The following is a 16,493-nucleotide window of genomic DNA, read 5'->3' on the forward strand; positions in this document are numbered from 1 at the left end:
TAGCATTTAGGACGATTCGGGGAATAATTCGTCCTTCTCTCTCTTTTTCCGGCCGTTCCGCAGGATATTTTTCCAGGATTAATCATGTTATTTCAATGTTTCCATTATGATTTTAAATGTAATTTCACTTTAAGGTAGTCTTCAGGCGTGTCAATGTCAAATCCCCACATCGAATTGTCAAAAGAAACGGTCTCAGTCATCGCATCATATTTTTGGATGATGCTTTTACCCCCTTGATCACCTTCTATTGAATGAAATTCTTTGAGTATTACTGCATCCACTAGTATCGGATGTCCTGCCTCTCCTTTATATTTGGGTCGAACGATCCGTACTCCATCATCTTTACACTCTATATATTTTTCTATTAAAGCTTGTATGACGTCACGGGAAATAAGGGGCTGATCCGCAAGAAAAATCATGACTGCATCCACATGTTCTTTGATGGATTGAATTCCAAGTTTTAGAGAAGTGGACATTCCATCTGCATAATTCGGATTATGAATAATCTTCAATCCTGGATAATCTTCACTATGTTGACGGATTTCTTCTATATATTTACCGGCAACCAAATAAAGGGGCTGCATGGAACTGCCAAGGATAGAATCAATGGCATGCCGAAATAGAGGTTGTCCCCGTAAAGGAAGTAACAGTTTAGGTTCGCCCATTCGAATCGACATGCCTGCCGCAAGTATGATCGCGCCTATTTTAGGCATGAATTTTCACTTTGCCATGCAAGGGTGCAGGAATTCTTCCATTTCTAACCGACATCAATTCCGACACAATACTTAGTGCAACTTCCTCCATCGTTTCTGCACCGATATCCAAACCAATTGGTGAGTGGATTGGACCGCTGTTGAAGTCTTCTCCAATTGTATTGAGCATTTCCGTTGTACGGGAGATTGGACCAAGCACCCCAATATATCGTGGGTCACTTTTCAAAGCCACTTGTAAGGTTTTCTCATCTAAGGACTGGATATGATTCATGACTACCCACCATGATCCAGTAAAGTCAGAAGGGTCTATTTCATCTGGGCATTTTTGCAAATTCGAAGCCAAAGGAAACAAGCGATCATTATTGAAATTCTTACGTGAATCCAATACCGTTACGGAAAAACCAGCTTTTGCTGCCAATTCGACAACTGGAACAGCATCCTTGCCAGCCCCAGCAATAATCAAGTGCTCACTGGGCTTTATAGCATCAATTAGATATCGTTTTCCCTCCAGATTCATCAATTCCGCTCGAGTTTGTGTATCCATTACCAGCCTTGCTTTTTCAACTACCTCAGAAGGCACACTTTCAGGATTCCCAATGAGGTTACCATATTTATCGACGATTAAACCTTTACCAGAGGATACATCCAATATCATGGTGAATTTCTGCCCTTTCTGGACAACTTGATTTGTCATCATCCAGAATTCGTCATTTGGCTCAATAGGGAGGATAAATATATCCAATATACCTTTGCATCCTATTCCCAACCCCCAAATTTCATTCTCGCTTAAGTCATATTGGTGAGTAACGCAGGTATTGGTTTCCATAGCTTTTTCCGCCCAGCCATATAAATCGCTTTCCAAACATCCGCCACTTATCGTGCCAAACATACGACTGTCCGATGCCATCATCATTTTTGCACCTGGAAGTCTGTATGCTGAACCCTTTACACCTATTTGCATGACCATGGCTGCTTTTTCGTGCCGCTCCCATGCGGAACATATATTTTTCAATACATCTTTTAATTCTTGTAACCTTGACATCCTTAACACCCTCCTCTAAATCTGGCATTCACATATTTGGAAACAGAAAAAGGGAGACAAATAGAAAATACCCTATTTGTCTCTCTCCCCCATTATTCATTTCAATGATTTAAATCAAAGCACTAATATCCTTTTCTGACTAAGAAAACACTTAAGAAAAGGGAGAGGGCAACAAAACATAAAAGGGCAATAAACCCGCCATTATATGAACCGCTCATTTGACTGAATAAACCGACAACCATTGGTCCAAGAGCTGCAATTAGGTAAGATACACAGCCGAAAACCCCACTGATGCTCCCCATTACCTCGGACGAAGCGACACGGTGAAGCATGGTCATGGTCAGGGCAGCTGGCATAAACAAAAGACCTATCAATAAAATGCTCAAAACGGCCGCAACTGTGCTGTTAGTAGTGAAAAGCGAGAAAAGCATGAAAACGATGATAAGCCCGCATGCCCCGCCTACAAAAATCGCTCTCTTCATGAATCGATCAGAGAGAAACCCAGCCACCATTTGTACAACAATGGCTAATGCGAATCCACCGGCATTTATAACAGCGGAATTTACAAAAGCAATCCCTTTTTCCTCTGTCAAATAACTTGGTAAAAAGGTGGAAATTCCATAATAGGCTATGGAAATGCAAGAATAAACAATCGTTAAGATCCAGAACATCTGACTCGTAAGAACCGCTTTAACATTATCTTTACTTGCGGTTGGAGTTTTCCCCACTTTTTGATTACTTTGAATATAGTTTAATTCCATTGAATTTACCGCATAATGCTTAGCCGGATTATCTCTTGTCATGATCACAAATAAAATCAAACATACGACAGATAATGCCGCAAGTATAAAGTAACTTTCCCTCCAACCATATGTGGACGCTATGATTGCTATTAGCGGAAGCCCTAGAACTGGTCCTATCGCATTTCCGTTATACCAAGTTGTCTGTGCCTTTGCTTGTTCATTTTGCGGGAACCAGCTTGAGGTTAATTTCAATGCCATTGGATAAAGGACACCTTCACCGATTCCCAATATGGCCCTGGACCATAAAATCGCACTAATGGAATCGGCCATTCCACCTAAAACCATCGCAAATGCCCATAGAGCGATCCCAATGAATCCGCTGCGCAGTGCACCTATCTTATCAACGATGAAACCCCAAGCTAATTGACCAAAAGCATAAGTCACTAAAAATATGCTGCTAAGTGTTCCTTTCACTAAGTTACCATCAATGCCCAAATCAGTTAGAAAGGGCTTGTTTGCAAGTAAAACGTTAATATTCGCCTTATCCATCATGGAAACAGTGAAAAGAACAAGCAAAGGAAAGGCCGTGAAGAACCAACGCGTATTCGTCATTTTGCTCGATGGATCATGCAGTTGTGGATTTAAATTATTCAAAAAAATCAGCCCCTATTATCATGAAATGTCGTAACGAGTGTAATCCCCTATTTACACCTTCCATTTTCATGCTCGTCTTTTCTTCTGTAATGGCATAGGGTATAATCCACCAACAAATGAATTCTGAACCGCTAATGAATTCTTTAACTTATTTCGATTTTGTACTTTTTCGTTTCAGCTTCCTTAATCCAATTACGAAGTTTACTTGGACTAATGGGCAATTGATTGATCGTGATTTCTAATGGATCGAGCGCATCAACGACAGCATTCGCTATGGCTGCAGGAGGGGAAATGGCTCCGCCTTCGCCTACTCCCTTGATACCGAGTGGATTTCTGGTAGAGAGGAATTCTTGATGGGACTTTTCAACAGACGGTATCTCCATGGAAGTCGGCAATAAATAATCCATATAAGAACCGGTCAAAAGTTGACCTTTCTCATCGTAAACGACTTCTTCATATAAAGCTGCCCCAATTCCCTGGGCTATGCCACCCTGCACTTGACCATCTACGATCATTGGATTGATGACCTTTCCTGCGTCATGAACCACACTATAACCCTTCAACTCGACAAAACCTGTTTCCTTATCCACTTCCACCATGGCAATGTGGACGGACGAAGAAAAAGTAACAGTGGGCGGAACGAAGTAATGTGTGACTTGCAGGCCAGGTTCCATTCCAACAGGCACCTTGCATCTGTTTCCTGGACGTGCCGCTTCCGAAATTTCCTTATAGGTCACACATTTTTCAGGTTCGGTCTTACCAAAGACTTTACCTTTTTCCATTTGTAAATCTGCGGTTTCAACTTCAAGCATGGCAGCTGCGACCGCCAATACTTTTTCCCTTAATTTCGCTGAAGCAACTTGAATGGCCGATCCAGCATTTACTGCACTCCGGCTTGCGTACGTTCCGGCACCAAAGGCCAAGTTTGTTGTATCCCCGACCCTTATTGTAATTTCATTTGGGCTAAGCATTAATTCATCCGCACAGATTTGGGAGAATACCGTTTCGTGACCCTGCCCCTGTGGGGATGCTCCAAGGTATGCCACAACCTGACCGGAACCATCAATGGTGACATAGGCACTTTCGAATGGACCTGCACCGGTTCCTTCTACATAAGTGGAAATGCCGACACCGACTAGTTTTCCTTGCTTCTTCAACTCTTTTTGCTGCTCTCTAAATCCTTCATAATCGACCATTTTCAAACCTTGATCCAGTGCAGCGGGATAGTCCCCGCTATCATAAATCAGCTTTGCACCATCTTTAACCAAAATCCCTTGGTCATAAGGCATATCCTCCGCTTGGATCATGTTCTTCCGCATTACTTCCACTGGATCTTTTTTCAACCTTCTAGCGACCATATCGATAATTCTATCCATTACGAAAACTACCTCTGGTCTCCCTGCTCCCCGAAATGGAACATTTGGTGTTTTATTCGTTAAGACAATCTGGCAAGTAACATCATAGTTTGGAATCTTATATGCTCCCCTTAGATGGTAGGCACTATTGTAGGCACATGTTAATCCGAAATAATTGACGGCGCCACTATCTATTATAAAGTGATCTTTAATTCCCAAAATAGTGCCGTCCCGGTTATAAGCAACCTCAACATCATGGGTTTGATCCCGTGAATGGCGGGCACTGGTCAAATGTTCTAGACGGTCTTCAATCCACTTGACAGGTCTCTTCAATAACTTGGATAGATATGGGATTATAATTTCTTCTGGGTGAACCCCACCTTTTGGTCCGAAACCACCACCTACGTCTGGTGCAGTCACCCTGATTTGCTGTTCAACCAAATCCAATAATCTAGCAATATAAGTTCTAATTTCAAAAGGAAGTTGAGTGGAAGAATAAACATGCAATTGATCGGTACGGTTTTCATAGATGGAAACGACACCCCTCGTTTCGAGCGGGTTGGAAGAAACTCTAGGCGTTTGGATTCTTGCCTTTAGAATATGATCTGCATCTTTAAGCGACTGTACAACATTCCCTGTCGTAACATGGAAATCTGACTGGACGTTATTCTGTAAGTGCTCTTGAATCAATGGTGCGCCTTTTTCCAATGACTTGAATGGATCGACAACTACTGGTAACGTTTCATATTCCACTTTTATCAAATCTGCTGCATCTTCGGCCAAATACCTGTTTTCTGCAACGACGACTGCAAGGGGTTGCCCTACATACATCACCTTATTCTTGGCCAGGACATCTTCATAACAATAATGGATAGTGGGATTGATCGCTTCCTCTAGATTGGGAGGCAAAGCACAATGTGATTCAAATTGGACAAGAGGCTTTATTATCCCATCTATATCCATTCCGGTGAGAATGGCATGCACTCCTTCCAATGCCTGAGCTTCGGAGATATCAATCTCTTTGATTGTGGCATGTGCATGTGTGCTGCGGACAAAGACTGCTTCAACCATATTTGCCATTCGGATATCTCCCACGAATTGCCCTGTACCTGTAACCAAACGATAATCTTCCTTCCGCTTAACACTTTGACCAACGTATTTTGTCATACCTGTTCCCTCCTTAATTGGACACAGTTTGGGCAGCCTGCTTCACAGCTTTAATAATGTTGGAGTAACCGGTGCATCGACATAAATTTCCTGAAATGCATTTTCTTATTTCTTCTTCACTTGGATTCGAATTTTCTTCCAGAAAACTTGAAACCGTCATCAAAAATCCCGGTGTACAAAATCCGCATTGCAGGGCATGATTATCAGAAAAAGCTTGCTGTAGGTGATTAAGTTCCCCACTCTCCTGGATAAGTGACTCCACAGTCTTGACTTCACATCCATCCGCTTGGACTGCAAGCATTAAACATGAGCGGACTGCATCACCGTTAACATGGATTGTACAAGCTCCGCAAACTCCATGTTCACAGCCAATATGTGTTCCAGTAAGTAACAAGTTCTCCCTGATAAAATCCGATAATAGCAATCTAGCGTCTACTTCCTTCGATATAACTTGTCCGTTTACTTTTAGATTTATCTTAACTCCATCCATCACATCACCCTGCCCCCTTGTGCACGAATGGTCGCTTGCTTTAAGGCACGGATGACCATCGTACCAGATAGTTCCCTTCTATATTCAGCAGTACCATGGAGATCGGATTCAGGTTCGACCATCTTCATTGTTAAATCACTTGCCTCCTTATAAATTTCTTCAGTCGGCTCCTTTCCAACCAAAAGCCTCTCCACATCCACTAAAGGTGTTGGAACGGAATTCACGCCACCAATGGCTAATTTAACCTCAGAAAAACCTCCAGCTTCATTTAACTCCACTACTGCAGCCACCTCAACCAGACCAAAATCCCCATGCCTTCTAGCCACTTCAACAAATGCCGATCCACTAGTCGGCTTTATTATCGGGAACCGAATCTCTTTAACCAATTGATCCGGCTGTAAGGATGTAAGCATATAGGTAAGGAAGAACTCTTCAGGGCTTACTATTTCTTCGCCGTTTACATCAGCAATGACTATTTCTCCTCTTAAGGCCGTTAAAACGCATGGTAACTCCGCAGATGGATCACCATGGGCGATGCTGCCACCAACAGTTCCCCGATTACGTATTTGTTCATGGCCTACCCACCGGATCGCTTCCGATAGCAATGGACACTTTTCCTTAACCAACTCGGATTTTTCTATATCCCTATGTTTCGTCAAAGCACCGATGACCAGTGATTCACCATCTTCTTGTATATAGTTCAACCCTCCAGTCCTGCCTATATCAATCAGGTATTTTGGCGTTGAAAGTCTCATATTCAATAATGGAATCAAACTTTGTCCTCCGGATAACACTTTCGCATCTTCCCCGTATTCTGATAAATAGTGCACCGCTTCCTCCAAACTCGAAGGCCGAAGGTAATTAAACGTAGCTGGTTTGATAGGAACCCCTCCATTCGTAATTCACCTTTTAAATGGGTTTGAATGACCGACTTCAAATCCTTTGATGAGTTTTTAACTGTTTCTCCATATCTTTAAAGAATTTACCTGCCATGAATTTTGCAATACCACCAATGACCCTGCTACCCACACCAGCGATCATTCCACCTATATCCGCCTTACATTCCCAAATTAATTGACAACCATCACTATCTGGAATTATTTTGCAGTCCATTTCAGCAGAAACAAAACCTGGCTTCCCGCTGCCTTCAGCATTTAAAATATACTGATAAGGCACTTCTAAATCCTTCAATTTCACCTTTCCCATATAGTCACCTTTTACAGCTGCAACACCAAGCTTAAGTTCAACATCATATTCGCCATCAGCAACTAATGAAAGGTCTTTACATCCTGGAATAGCATTCTTGAGTAATTCCGGATTATGCATGGCTTCCCAAATCACTTCTGCACTATAATCAAAGTTTATTTTTCCGGATATCTCCAATTCTCTTCGCCCCCGATTGTAAAATTTTTTAAAACCTTTTTTGCTCCAAAATAATATATCCACCTGCATACATGTATACACCTTAGTTTAAAAAATTTTCCAAGCTGCTAACTACTTTCAATAATATTAATATTCTGAATTATTTGTCAATAAGTTTTTCGTTTGTTTCTAACTATTTCACTTTCATTCACTGTACAAGGCCATGGTTGAAGTCTCCTTCCTGCCCATTGCCTTGTATATGCATTTACGGTTTTCACTTATCCAGGAAGTTAATCCACTGATTCGGTGAGAAAATGGATAGGTTCCGATTTATGACTGCAGGGGTGCATTATTCCCCATTATGTACGTGCCTAGTGCTCACACAATTGCATCAGGAACACTTCTTGATGATCAATTGGTATAGGTTTACTCATCAAAACGTTCTAGCAATTCAATAATCACTTTATAGGTCGATGTTGTATCCATATAGGCATATCGGCCTTTTCCGTTAAAAAAGTTTCCTGTCTGTATCACCGGATAGCCCATTTCTTCTAACATCTTCATTTTAGCCTCCATGTCTTTAATGACAAAAGAGATATGGTGAACACCCTCACCATATGTTTCAAGATGATCTTTCCACGTACTGGGTGATTCGCCCGGCTCGATCAATTCAATTTGAATTAACGGAGTATCGATGAACATATATTTCGAGTTTCCTTCGGTGGGCTTCCCTTTGTAAATCACGTTTGTGATTTCGGTTGAACCAGAATGTATGATGGGAGGTTTTTCAATACCCAACAACTTACAATATGCATCTGCAGCCGCATCCAGGTCTTTTACAACTAACGCAAGTTGTTCCACTTTGTTAGTCCCTAATAGCGGCTGAACGCTTGCATCTTCTGGACTTTCCCATTCCGTTTTTCTTGGCTCTACACTTTCAAGCAGTTCAACTAACGTTTTGTGATTATCTAGTGTATCCACATATACATATCGACCGTCACTTGAAGTGAATTCACCCGTTTGCAGAGCCGGGTATCCACTTTTCTCCATGATTGGCAGCCTCTTTTGGATAGAGTCTACATCAAAAGCTATATGGTGGATCCCTTCACCTACTTCATCCAGGAACTCACGCATCGTTCCTGGATTTTTATCGGGTTCTATTAGTTCAAATTGGACAGTTGGTGTATTCAGAAAAGCCAGTTTGGATTGGGATTCCGTTGGTACACCTCTAAAAGTGACTTTCGAAACAGCACTGTCACCAGTTAGAAATGGTTCTGCCTTCTTAATGCCTAGCAGTCTTGTGAAAGCTAGATTAGCAGCTTCAATATCTTTTACAACAAATGCGAGTTGATTAATATTCCTATTTCCCAATAGCGATTCAGCCATACTTATAAACCTTCTTCCCATAGTTTATTTTGTTATGAACTCAACCCAGTCCGCGAACTGACAATCCTCCATCACTGGAGATGACTTCGCCGGTAATTGCACGCGCCGCGTCCGATGCTAACAGGACATATGCAGCTACATGATCTTCGGGCATCTGTGCAAGCTGAAGAGGGTTTCTTTTTTTTATGCTATTTGCCTTCGTTTCATTATCCACGATTTTAACGAATGGACGTAGGGGAGGAATGACCGATAAAGCTGTCAGAGTGCCACCAGGCGCTACAGCATTCACCCTAATGTTAGGAGCAAGTTCAAAGGCAAGTTGGCGCATCAACCCTATTTGGGCATGCTTGCTTGCTGTGTACCAAACCCCGCCGCCATCCGGATAAAAACTAGCACCGGATACGGTGAAAATAATATTGCCATTTGATTTTTGCAGTTCTTTAAGAGCGGCTTTAGCACCGAAGAAAGATCCTTTAACGTTAATATCGATCAGAAAATCATATGCTTCGGAAAGTGCATCGGGAGTTACTTCGGCAAATTTAGCAAACCCATCAAAGACTCCTGCATTAGCAACGAAAACATCCAGCTTTCCAAATTGCTTGACAGTGGCCTGGACAGCCCTCTCATTGTCTTCATATTTGCTTACATCGCCTTGGTTAATGAGAATCTCTTCACCAAATTCCTCTTTCATTTTCTTTAGCGTTTCTATCGAGCGGCCGATAATGCTGACTTTTGCCCCTTCTTGTATAAAACGTCTAGTGACAGCCTCTCCGATACCTGAATTGCCTCCGGTAATCAACACTACTTTATCCTTTAACGCCATTGCCATTGTAACCAGCCTCCTTGTTATCTCTTTTTATCCAAGTCAATATTATACGAAGATAGCAAGATTTCTGGTATTTATCGTTGATTGATCAACAATGAATATCCGTTTGGAAAGTTTCCATTTACCTTCTTCGAAAATGAATTCATCATTTCGTTCCCCCGAAATCAAATCATGTTGAATATCCGTGCTGCGGCTTCGATAGATAAGCAGATAGCTCTTAACGACAGCCTTTTCACCTTCAACATAGTCTTTAACGCGTACATTAGAGACAAAACGCCGTGTTCTTGATGGCGGTATTTCCGCCCAAGCATAATCCGTTTTCAAACGATCCACGCGCAGTCTCAGCAGCTCAATATCATCATTAAATGTAAACATGTCCGTTGAATAATCCGGGCGTTCCACCCCTTCTTTATTAACACGTACAGGCATTTGATAACGCAAGCTCGGGTGCATTAGATCGAACCAATCATCAAATTCAATATCATCCAGTAATTGAGCTTCATCATACAGCCACTGTTCAAATTCACATTTGAGCAACATTTTCTCCACATTCATTTCCGTTCCCCCTCCCGCTTATCATTTCGTCATTAATTCCAGCCAGTACTTGTAAAAATTCCGCTGGCTCGCTTCAGTGAATTTATCATCGTAAGCAACACCAGGTCCTATAAAATCAACTGGTTCACGATGAAGACCCATTGTATAATTGTAGGTTAGATTCTTTAGGAAAGGCATTGGGCCTTGGGCTGCTTCAGTAATATCCGTAAACACTTCCGTATCATCCTGTTCGAAAATACCGGATGGGCTAAATGTCAAGATAAATGAATCTCTTGATCTATCTTTCCAATCTTGGGAGGCGTTCTTTTCCACGAGCATCCAAGCGATCACTTCCATTTTATTGTGACCGATTGGCCGCCACATTCTAATTGAAGTGTTGGAGATGAATTGGTCTTTGATTTTAGTATGGGATATTAAAAATGATAAGTTAGGGAAAACATTCCCAATCATATTCTTTAAGTTTGATAACACTTCATATTGTTCTTCAGACAAATTATTTTTAAATTCATCTTTCAATTCTTCCGGGAAAGCGAAGTCAGGGTTAGGTGTCCCTAAGTTTAGTCCATGCCCGTTTTCCGTATGGATTTGAAAACCACGCTTTGAATAGGTAGCATTGGGCACCATGCCCAGTTTTGCAATGGAACCGTGTGTGACCATCGTGTGATAGGAATCACCAACAAAGTTATCGGAACCAACTTTCCAGTTCGAATTAACAATGAATCTTTGCGGGACCCCGATAACTTCCATTTCTGCACGTCCTACGAGTATATCCAAATACCATTTAATGTCTCCAAGAAACTCTTCAAGTGGCTCTGCATCTTCATTCCAAGTTCCAAATAAAAGACCTTTATAGGATTCAAGCTTCACTTTGTGAAGGCCCATTTCCGACCGGTCAAGGGTGCCCCCATATATATCCTTTTGTAATGGAACCCCCACGAGCTCACCAGTGTTTTTAAAATTAAATCCATGGTAGGGACACGTAAATAATGACTTGTTCCCTTTATCTGCACGGCATAGTTTCATTCCGCGATGGGTGCACATATTATAAAACGCCCTGATTTCCCCTTCACCATCACGAGTAATGATGAGCGAGTAGCCAGCTAGTTCACGGGTTATGAAGTCTCCTTTGTTGGGTACCTCAGAATCATGACCGATAAAAACCCATGTTTTCAAAAACACTTTTTCATGTTCTATATCATAAACCTTTGGGTCACCAAGGAGGTATGCAGGTATAACGCCTTCCTCTGGTTTAACCGTTTCGTTCAAATAGTTAACAACTTGCTGTTTCGACATTTCTTCTAAGGATTTTTCAGTTTTAAGCATACTTTTTCTCTCCCTTCCAAGCTTTACATCATAATTCTTTAACCGATTTGAACGCTCTTTTCCTTATTTTGCAGAGTAGCCAAAACACTTAATGCCGCTAGATAACTCGTTTTCGGATTATTTGGCATCGGATCATTTTCCACTTCCAGTTTTAGTTTCCCGAACGAACCTGACGCTTCTATCAGGTGAATGTTTTTTAACACTTTTGGATCGGCAATGATTTTCACTTTCGTCTTTTCAGATCCAAGACCAGCCATAGACAGTACAATCGCAACATTAATGTTTCTCGGAAACTGTTTGATCGCTTCTGCAGCAGATCCTTCAAATAATACCGTTTCTTCTGTCACTGAAGAACCTGCTGGCAATGCATTTGGCGGTTTTCTTGTGGTGATGCAAACAGATTCAAGGCCATTCACCGCTTTTGCCGATTTAAGTACATCGAGACCTCCAATCGCACCAGACGGAAGGAGAATATTCACGTTATTAATTTTGCAAATCTGGTTTGAATGTTCTTCAAAGGCAGAATTCGCCATCACGCCTATGCTGCTTAGCAAGAGATCCTTCCCGCTTTTAAGCACTTTTAATGCATACTCTTCAGCTGCTTCAATCGTTGCAGCCTCTATGACTAAATCCACATCGGATTTAAGGAGTTCGTCGACATCACTATATGACTGTGTCCTGAATTCTTCAGCTAGTTGTGCCGCGACTTCTTCACGGCGGGCATAAATCGCAACGATTTTCCCACCTGGAAGAAGCCCGTCGTTATTAATTGCCTGAAGCAGAAACTTACCGATATTACCGCATCCGATTAAACCTAACTTCATGTAGTTTCATCCTTCCTCAATCAGCAAACCCGTATGAGTCCGCAAAGAATTCCAGCCCGCAATGCCTTGTTTCCCGAGAAACACCACTTTCTTTTAAGCCAGGGAAATCCAGAGCCAAGTCGCTGAAAACGGTATGATTATTATGGAAAACCGCACCAGCTTCAAGGCGATCTGCCATTTCGACAGCGATATCTTCATTCTCGGTCCAAACAGATGCACGCAGGGCAAACTCACTATCATTCGCTAATTTTACAGCTTCATCAATATCATTGAAAGGTAAAATTGGAATGATGGGTCCGAATTGTTCTACCCGAACCAATTCGCTCTGCTGATCGACGCCAGTAATAATGGAAGGAAGCATATAATAACCTTTATCCCAAGTTTCAGGATTCAGCTGAATTCCAGTTGTGATTATATTTCCTCCTGACTTAGCGGTACGTTCGATCAAGCCATTCACAAAGTCATATTGTGCTTTATTATTCAATGGACCCATAGTAACATCAGGCTGTATGCCATCACCGATTACCATCCGGCTAAACTCTTTGGTCAGCTTTTCCACAACCTCATCAAAACGTGATTCTTGGACGTACACTCGTTTTACAGCAGAACAGACCTGACCCGCTGCTCGTAAAATCCCCATCCTCAAACGTTTGATAGCCGCTTCATCCATATTGGCATCTTCCAAAATGATGGCAGGATCATTGCCGCCAAGTTCCATATATACTTTTTGTAGATTTCCAGCTGATTTCTGCATGATATCTTTTCCGGTTTCCGTACTTCCGACAAACGCCAATGTCCGTACGCGTGAATCGGAACATAGCGTGTCGCCGATTGCTTTTCCTGATCCAGAGACTATATTGATGACTCCAGGAGGAAAATGTTCAGCAACTACTTTTAAACAGGTCATTATCGTTAAAGGACAATTCGTTGCAGGTTTTACGACAACGGCATTGCCTGCCAAAACAGCAGGTATGACTCTTTTAAATGTTAATATCATCGGAGAATTCCACGGTGTGATTATTGCCGTGACACCTCTTGCCCTTCTTCGGATTTGGACTTTTTGATTTCCTGGGAGCACTTCAGGCTTCCACCAATCAAGTAACTCTGCTGCACAGCCCTTCATGACTTCAACACAGCGCAGTAAATCCTTTTTAGCTTCCACAAGTGTTTTGCCATTTTCACGTACAAACACTGTAACATTTTCCTCGATTACTTTTGAAAGTTCTTCTGCCGCAGTGTTCATTCGATTAGCCCGTTCCTCGATATCAGAGCGAGACCACGTTTCAAAAGCATTTTCTGCCGCTTCAATCGCGTCATTCACGATTTCTTCAGAGCATTTTGCCACCTGTCCAACTACTTCCGATGTATTTGCCGGATTTACTACATCGACTTTTTCCGTCGATTCTATCCATTCTCCATTAACTAGGTATTTTCCTGAAACCAATGGGTATGTCGAAATCATTCTCAATCCTCCTTATAGTTTTTTAGGCTTGAATGCTTCTGCAGCTCCTGGCGGTCCGCCAAATGGCTTGGCCATTGGCCCCACAGTTTCCATATCAACAACGATCATTGAAGGTTTACGTCTTTCCTTTGCCTTTTTCAGTTCGGATATGAATTCATCTCCAGAACCAATACGGACTGCATCAAAATGCATGGACTCAGCCAGTTTCACAAAATCAGGACTCAATAAATCCACGGCTACCTGCCGGCCATATGCGGCTGTTTGAATATTGCGAAGGACCCCATAGCCTGAGTCATCGAACAATACGATGATCACTGGTAAGTTTTCTTCGGCTGCTGTGACCATTTCCCCGACATTCACCATAAACCCACCGTCTCCAGCCATAAGAACGACGGTTTTATCTTGACATCCCATTTGGGCACCGATCGCAGTTGGAAGACCTTGACCAATTCCGCCGCCTGAAGCATGAATGGATGTTCTCGGTTCATAGATTTCAAATAAACGGCTGCCCCAAACGTTTGCCTGTACGGTTACGTCACGAACTAGAATGGTATCGTCAGGCAATATCTCCCTCATGCCATCTACAAATTGCTCAAAAGGTCCAAGCGTTTCCCTGAGTTGAGTGCGCACTTCATTTCTAAGCGAAAGGACTTCTTGTAAATAAGAAGGCTCCGCATGAACTGAATTTCCTTCGAGCTTTTGAATGATGGCAGCTAGCATATCTTTTGCATCGCCAACCAAACCTATTGTGGCTTTATAGTTCCGGTTAATGGCCTGCCAATCCGCATCGATCGCTATATGTTCTTCCGGCACCGGCACTTTCCAGTTGGATGTTTCATTCCCTCTAAACCTTACACCTACGCTAATCAATAAATCTGCATTTCTTAAAAACTCTTTTGTTGTTTCATATGCCGCAAAATGACCTATGCATTGTTCATGGTTTTCTGGGATCGAACCTTTTCCTGACTGACTGGTTATAACCGCTGCACCAAGGATTTCCGCCAATTTTTGCAGCTCTTGCGAAGCATTGGCACTGATGACTCCGCCTCCTGCCCATATTACAGGACGGCGTGCGCCAACCATTTTTTGCACAGCTTGTTCGGGAATAAATGGCGTTGGATTTGTTGCAGATGTTGAAGCCGGCAGCCCTTCAAGTGAAAGATCTTCTATGATCGCCGATTGATAATCAATGGGAATTTCCAGTGTAACCGGTCCCGTTGGTGCAGTTAACGCTTCTTGGATCGCCTTCCTTACTACTGCTGCAGATTGCTCAGGGTTTCTAAGCCTCACTGCATTTTTACAAGCTCCGCTCATCATTGAAAGCTGGTCTTTACACTCATGTATGTACCCTTTGCCTGTACCAAGGTAAGAAGAAGCCACCTCACCGGTAAGATGCAGAAGGGGGACACCTGCTGCCCAAGCTTCCACTAGTGAACCAGCAGCATTACCTGCCCCTGTTCCGGTACTGGTAATCACTACACCCAATTTCCCAGTGGCGCGGGCATATCCATCAGCCATATTGACGGCACCGCTTTCACCGCGTGAACAAATGAGTTTGATGCTACCTTCTCTAAGAATTGCATCATAGATGGGCATATTGTGAATACTGACAATCCCGAAAGCAGCTTCCACTCCTGCTTGAACCAGCTCCTTTACGATGGAATCGGCGGTCGTAAACTCTATTTCTTCATGTATTTTCATCGCATAATCCTACCTTTTTAATAAATTTAAAGTGCCTTTCCGATCGCTCCTGCCGTCTCAATCGTCGAACCCGCTACATAACTTGCTTTGTCTGAAGCAAGGAAAACAATGACACTGGCCACTTCTTCCGCTTCCCCTACGCGGCCGAGAGGGATATTCCGTTTTTTCGCAAGGTCTCCGTAATACTCTTCAGGGTCCATATCAGGCGCATTTTTCAATCTTCTTCGCTCCCATTGATCGGTCCGGATCAATCCAAGACTCACTGAATTAACCAATATATTGTCAAAGGCCAATTCCTGGGACAAGGTTTTGCTTAAATTAAGGAGACCAGCCCTTGCTGCTGCAGTCGCTACCATATGACGTTCAGGTTCTTTAGCAAGCGTTGCATTAATATTAATAATCCGCCCTCCTCCCCTTTTCACTAAATGAGGATGTGAAGCACGAACGGCATATATAATGGCAAAGAACTTTAACTGAATCTGTTCTTCCCACTGCTCATCCGTTATGTCAAAAAAGTGACCCATCACGCTTTGACCGGCTGCATTCACTAATATATCGATTCCACCAAACCTCTCAGCGGTACCATTAATGAAAGAATCCACATCCGATTTTGAGGTGACATCACATGTTGATGCAAAAATATCTGCCTTATCACCAAATGAGAGCAATTGACTTTGTGCACTTTCCATACGCTCTGTACTTCTGCCGCATATAGCCACTTTCGCTCCTTCAGCTAAAAACATTTCTGCTGTTTTTAATCCCACGCCCGACGTGCCGCCCATAATGACAGCAACTTTTCCTTGCAATCCTAAATCCACTCTCATCACTCCTTTTCAAAGCTTTTCCTTAAACGCTGTCCTTTAATATAGAAGAAGCTAACTACGCGCAAG

At 42.5% G+C, this 16,493-nt stretch carries 15 protein-coding genes; all 15 read right to left on the reverse strand.

Going from position 1 to position 16,493, the window contains the following annotated elements:
• Nucleotides 1-104: 104 nt before the first annotated feature.
• The 15 genes from BS1321_RS00405 to BS1321_RS00475 all read right to left on the reverse strand — a co-directional run bounded on the left by BS1321_RS00405 (nucleotide 105) and on the right by BS1321_RS00475 (nucleotide 16,421).
• Entirely contained in the window at nucleotides 105-713 is a 609-nt protein-coding gene (locus BS1321_RS00405; protein WP_063233606.1) for a nucleotidyltransferase family protein, read from the reverse strand.
• Complete coding sequence (locus tag BS1321_RS00410; RefSeq protein ID WP_063233605.1) at nucleotides 706-1,755, reverse strand: XdhC family protein; 1,050 nt, start codon at nucleotides 1,753-1,755, stop codon at nucleotides 706-708. Before BS1321_RS00410 ends, BS1321_RS00405 begins: the two co-directional genes overlap by 8 nt.
• Nucleotides 1,756-1,877: 122 nt before the next feature.
• Nucleotides 1,878-3,152, reverse strand: coding sequence for an MFS transporter (locus BS1321_RS00415; RefSeq protein ID WP_063233604.1), 1,275 nt, complete (start codon nucleotides 3,150-3,152; stop codon nucleotides 1,878-1,880).
• Between the two features lie 143 nt (nucleotides 3,153-3,295).
• The gene (locus tag BS1321_RS00420; RefSeq protein WP_063233603.1) at nucleotides 3,296-5,674 is read right to left on the reverse strand and encodes a xanthine dehydrogenase family protein molybdopterin-binding subunit; all 2,379 of its coding nucleotides are present in this window, start codon (nucleotides 5,672-5,674) and stop codon (nucleotides 3,296-3,298) included.
• A gap of 13 nt (nucleotides 5,675-5,687) precedes the next feature.
• Entirely contained in the window at nucleotides 5,688-6,164 is a 477-nt protein-coding gene (locus BS1321_RS00425; protein ID WP_063233602.1) for a (2Fe-2S)-binding protein, read from the reverse strand.
• A complete protein-coding gene (locus tag BS1321_RS00430; protein WP_198319685.1) occupies nucleotides 6,164-6,994 on the reverse strand; it encodes an FAD binding domain-containing protein in 831 nt (276 codons plus the stop codon). Before BS1321_RS00430 ends, BS1321_RS00425 begins: the two co-directional genes overlap by 1 nt.
• A gap of 103 nt (nucleotides 6,995-7,097) precedes the next feature.
• Nucleotides 7,098-7,610: an SRPBCC family protein gene (locus tag BS1321_RS00435; RefSeq protein WP_157732787.1), complete on the reverse strand. Its 513-nt coding sequence runs from the start codon at nucleotides 7,608-7,610 to the stop codon at nucleotides 7,098-7,100.
• 342 nt (nucleotides 7,611-7,952) lie between these two features.
• Nucleotides 7,953-8,912 (reverse strand): VOC family protein, encoded by a 960-nt coding sequence (locus BS1321_RS00440; protein ID WP_063233599.1) that lies wholly within the window; start codon nucleotides 8,910-8,912, stop codon nucleotides 7,953-7,955.
• Between the two features lie 40 nt (nucleotides 8,913-8,952).
• Nucleotides 8,953-9,741: an SDR family NAD(P)-dependent oxidoreductase gene (locus tag BS1321_RS00445; protein ID WP_230162429.1), complete on the reverse strand. Its 789-nt coding sequence runs from the start codon at nucleotides 9,739-9,741 to the stop codon at nucleotides 8,953-8,955.
• Nucleotides 9,742-9,783: 42 nt separating this feature from the next.
• Nucleotides 9,784-10,293 (reverse strand): aromatic-ring-hydroxylating dioxygenase subunit beta, encoded by a 510-nt coding sequence (locus tag BS1321_RS00450; protein WP_063233598.1) that lies wholly within the window; start codon nucleotides 10,291-10,293, stop codon nucleotides 9,784-9,786.
• Between the two features lie 21 nt (nucleotides 10,294-10,314).
• Nucleotides 10,315-11,616, reverse strand: a complete 1,302-nt coding sequence (locus tag BS1321_RS00455; protein ID WP_063233597.1) for an aromatic ring-hydroxylating oxygenase subunit alpha — start codon at nucleotides 11,614-11,616, stop codon at nucleotides 10,315-10,317.
• A gap of 38 nt (nucleotides 11,617-11,654) precedes the next feature.
• Nucleotides 11,655-12,440: an aspartate dehydrogenase gene (nadX, locus tag BS1321_RS00460; RefSeq protein ID WP_063233596.1), complete on the reverse strand. Its 786-nt coding sequence runs from the start codon at nucleotides 12,438-12,440 to the stop codon at nucleotides 11,655-11,657.
• 16 nt (nucleotides 12,441-12,456) lie between these two features.
• Nucleotides 12,457-13,902: an aldehyde dehydrogenase family protein gene (locus tag BS1321_RS00465; RefSeq protein WP_063233595.1), complete on the reverse strand. Its 1,446-nt coding sequence runs from the start codon at nucleotides 13,900-13,902 to the stop codon at nucleotides 12,457-12,459.
• Between the two features lie 12 nt (nucleotides 13,903-13,914).
• The gene (locus BS1321_RS00470; protein WP_063233594.1) at nucleotides 13,915-15,603 is read right to left on the reverse strand and encodes a thiamine pyrophosphate-binding protein; all 1,689 of its coding nucleotides are present in this window, start codon (nucleotides 15,601-15,603) and stop codon (nucleotides 13,915-13,917) included.
• Between the two features lie 26 nt (nucleotides 15,604-15,629).
• Complete coding sequence (locus BS1321_RS00475) at nucleotides 15,630-16,421, reverse strand: SDR family oxidoreductase (RefSeq protein ID WP_063233593.1); 792 nt, start codon at nucleotides 16,419-16,421, stop codon at nucleotides 15,630-15,632.
• Nucleotides 16,422-16,493: the final 72 nt, after the last annotated feature.

The organism is Peribacillus simplex NBRC 15720 = DSM 1321 (genome assembly GCF_002243645.1).
GTDB lineage: Bacteria > Bacillota > Bacilli > Bacillales > DSM-1321 > Peribacillus > Peribacillus simplex.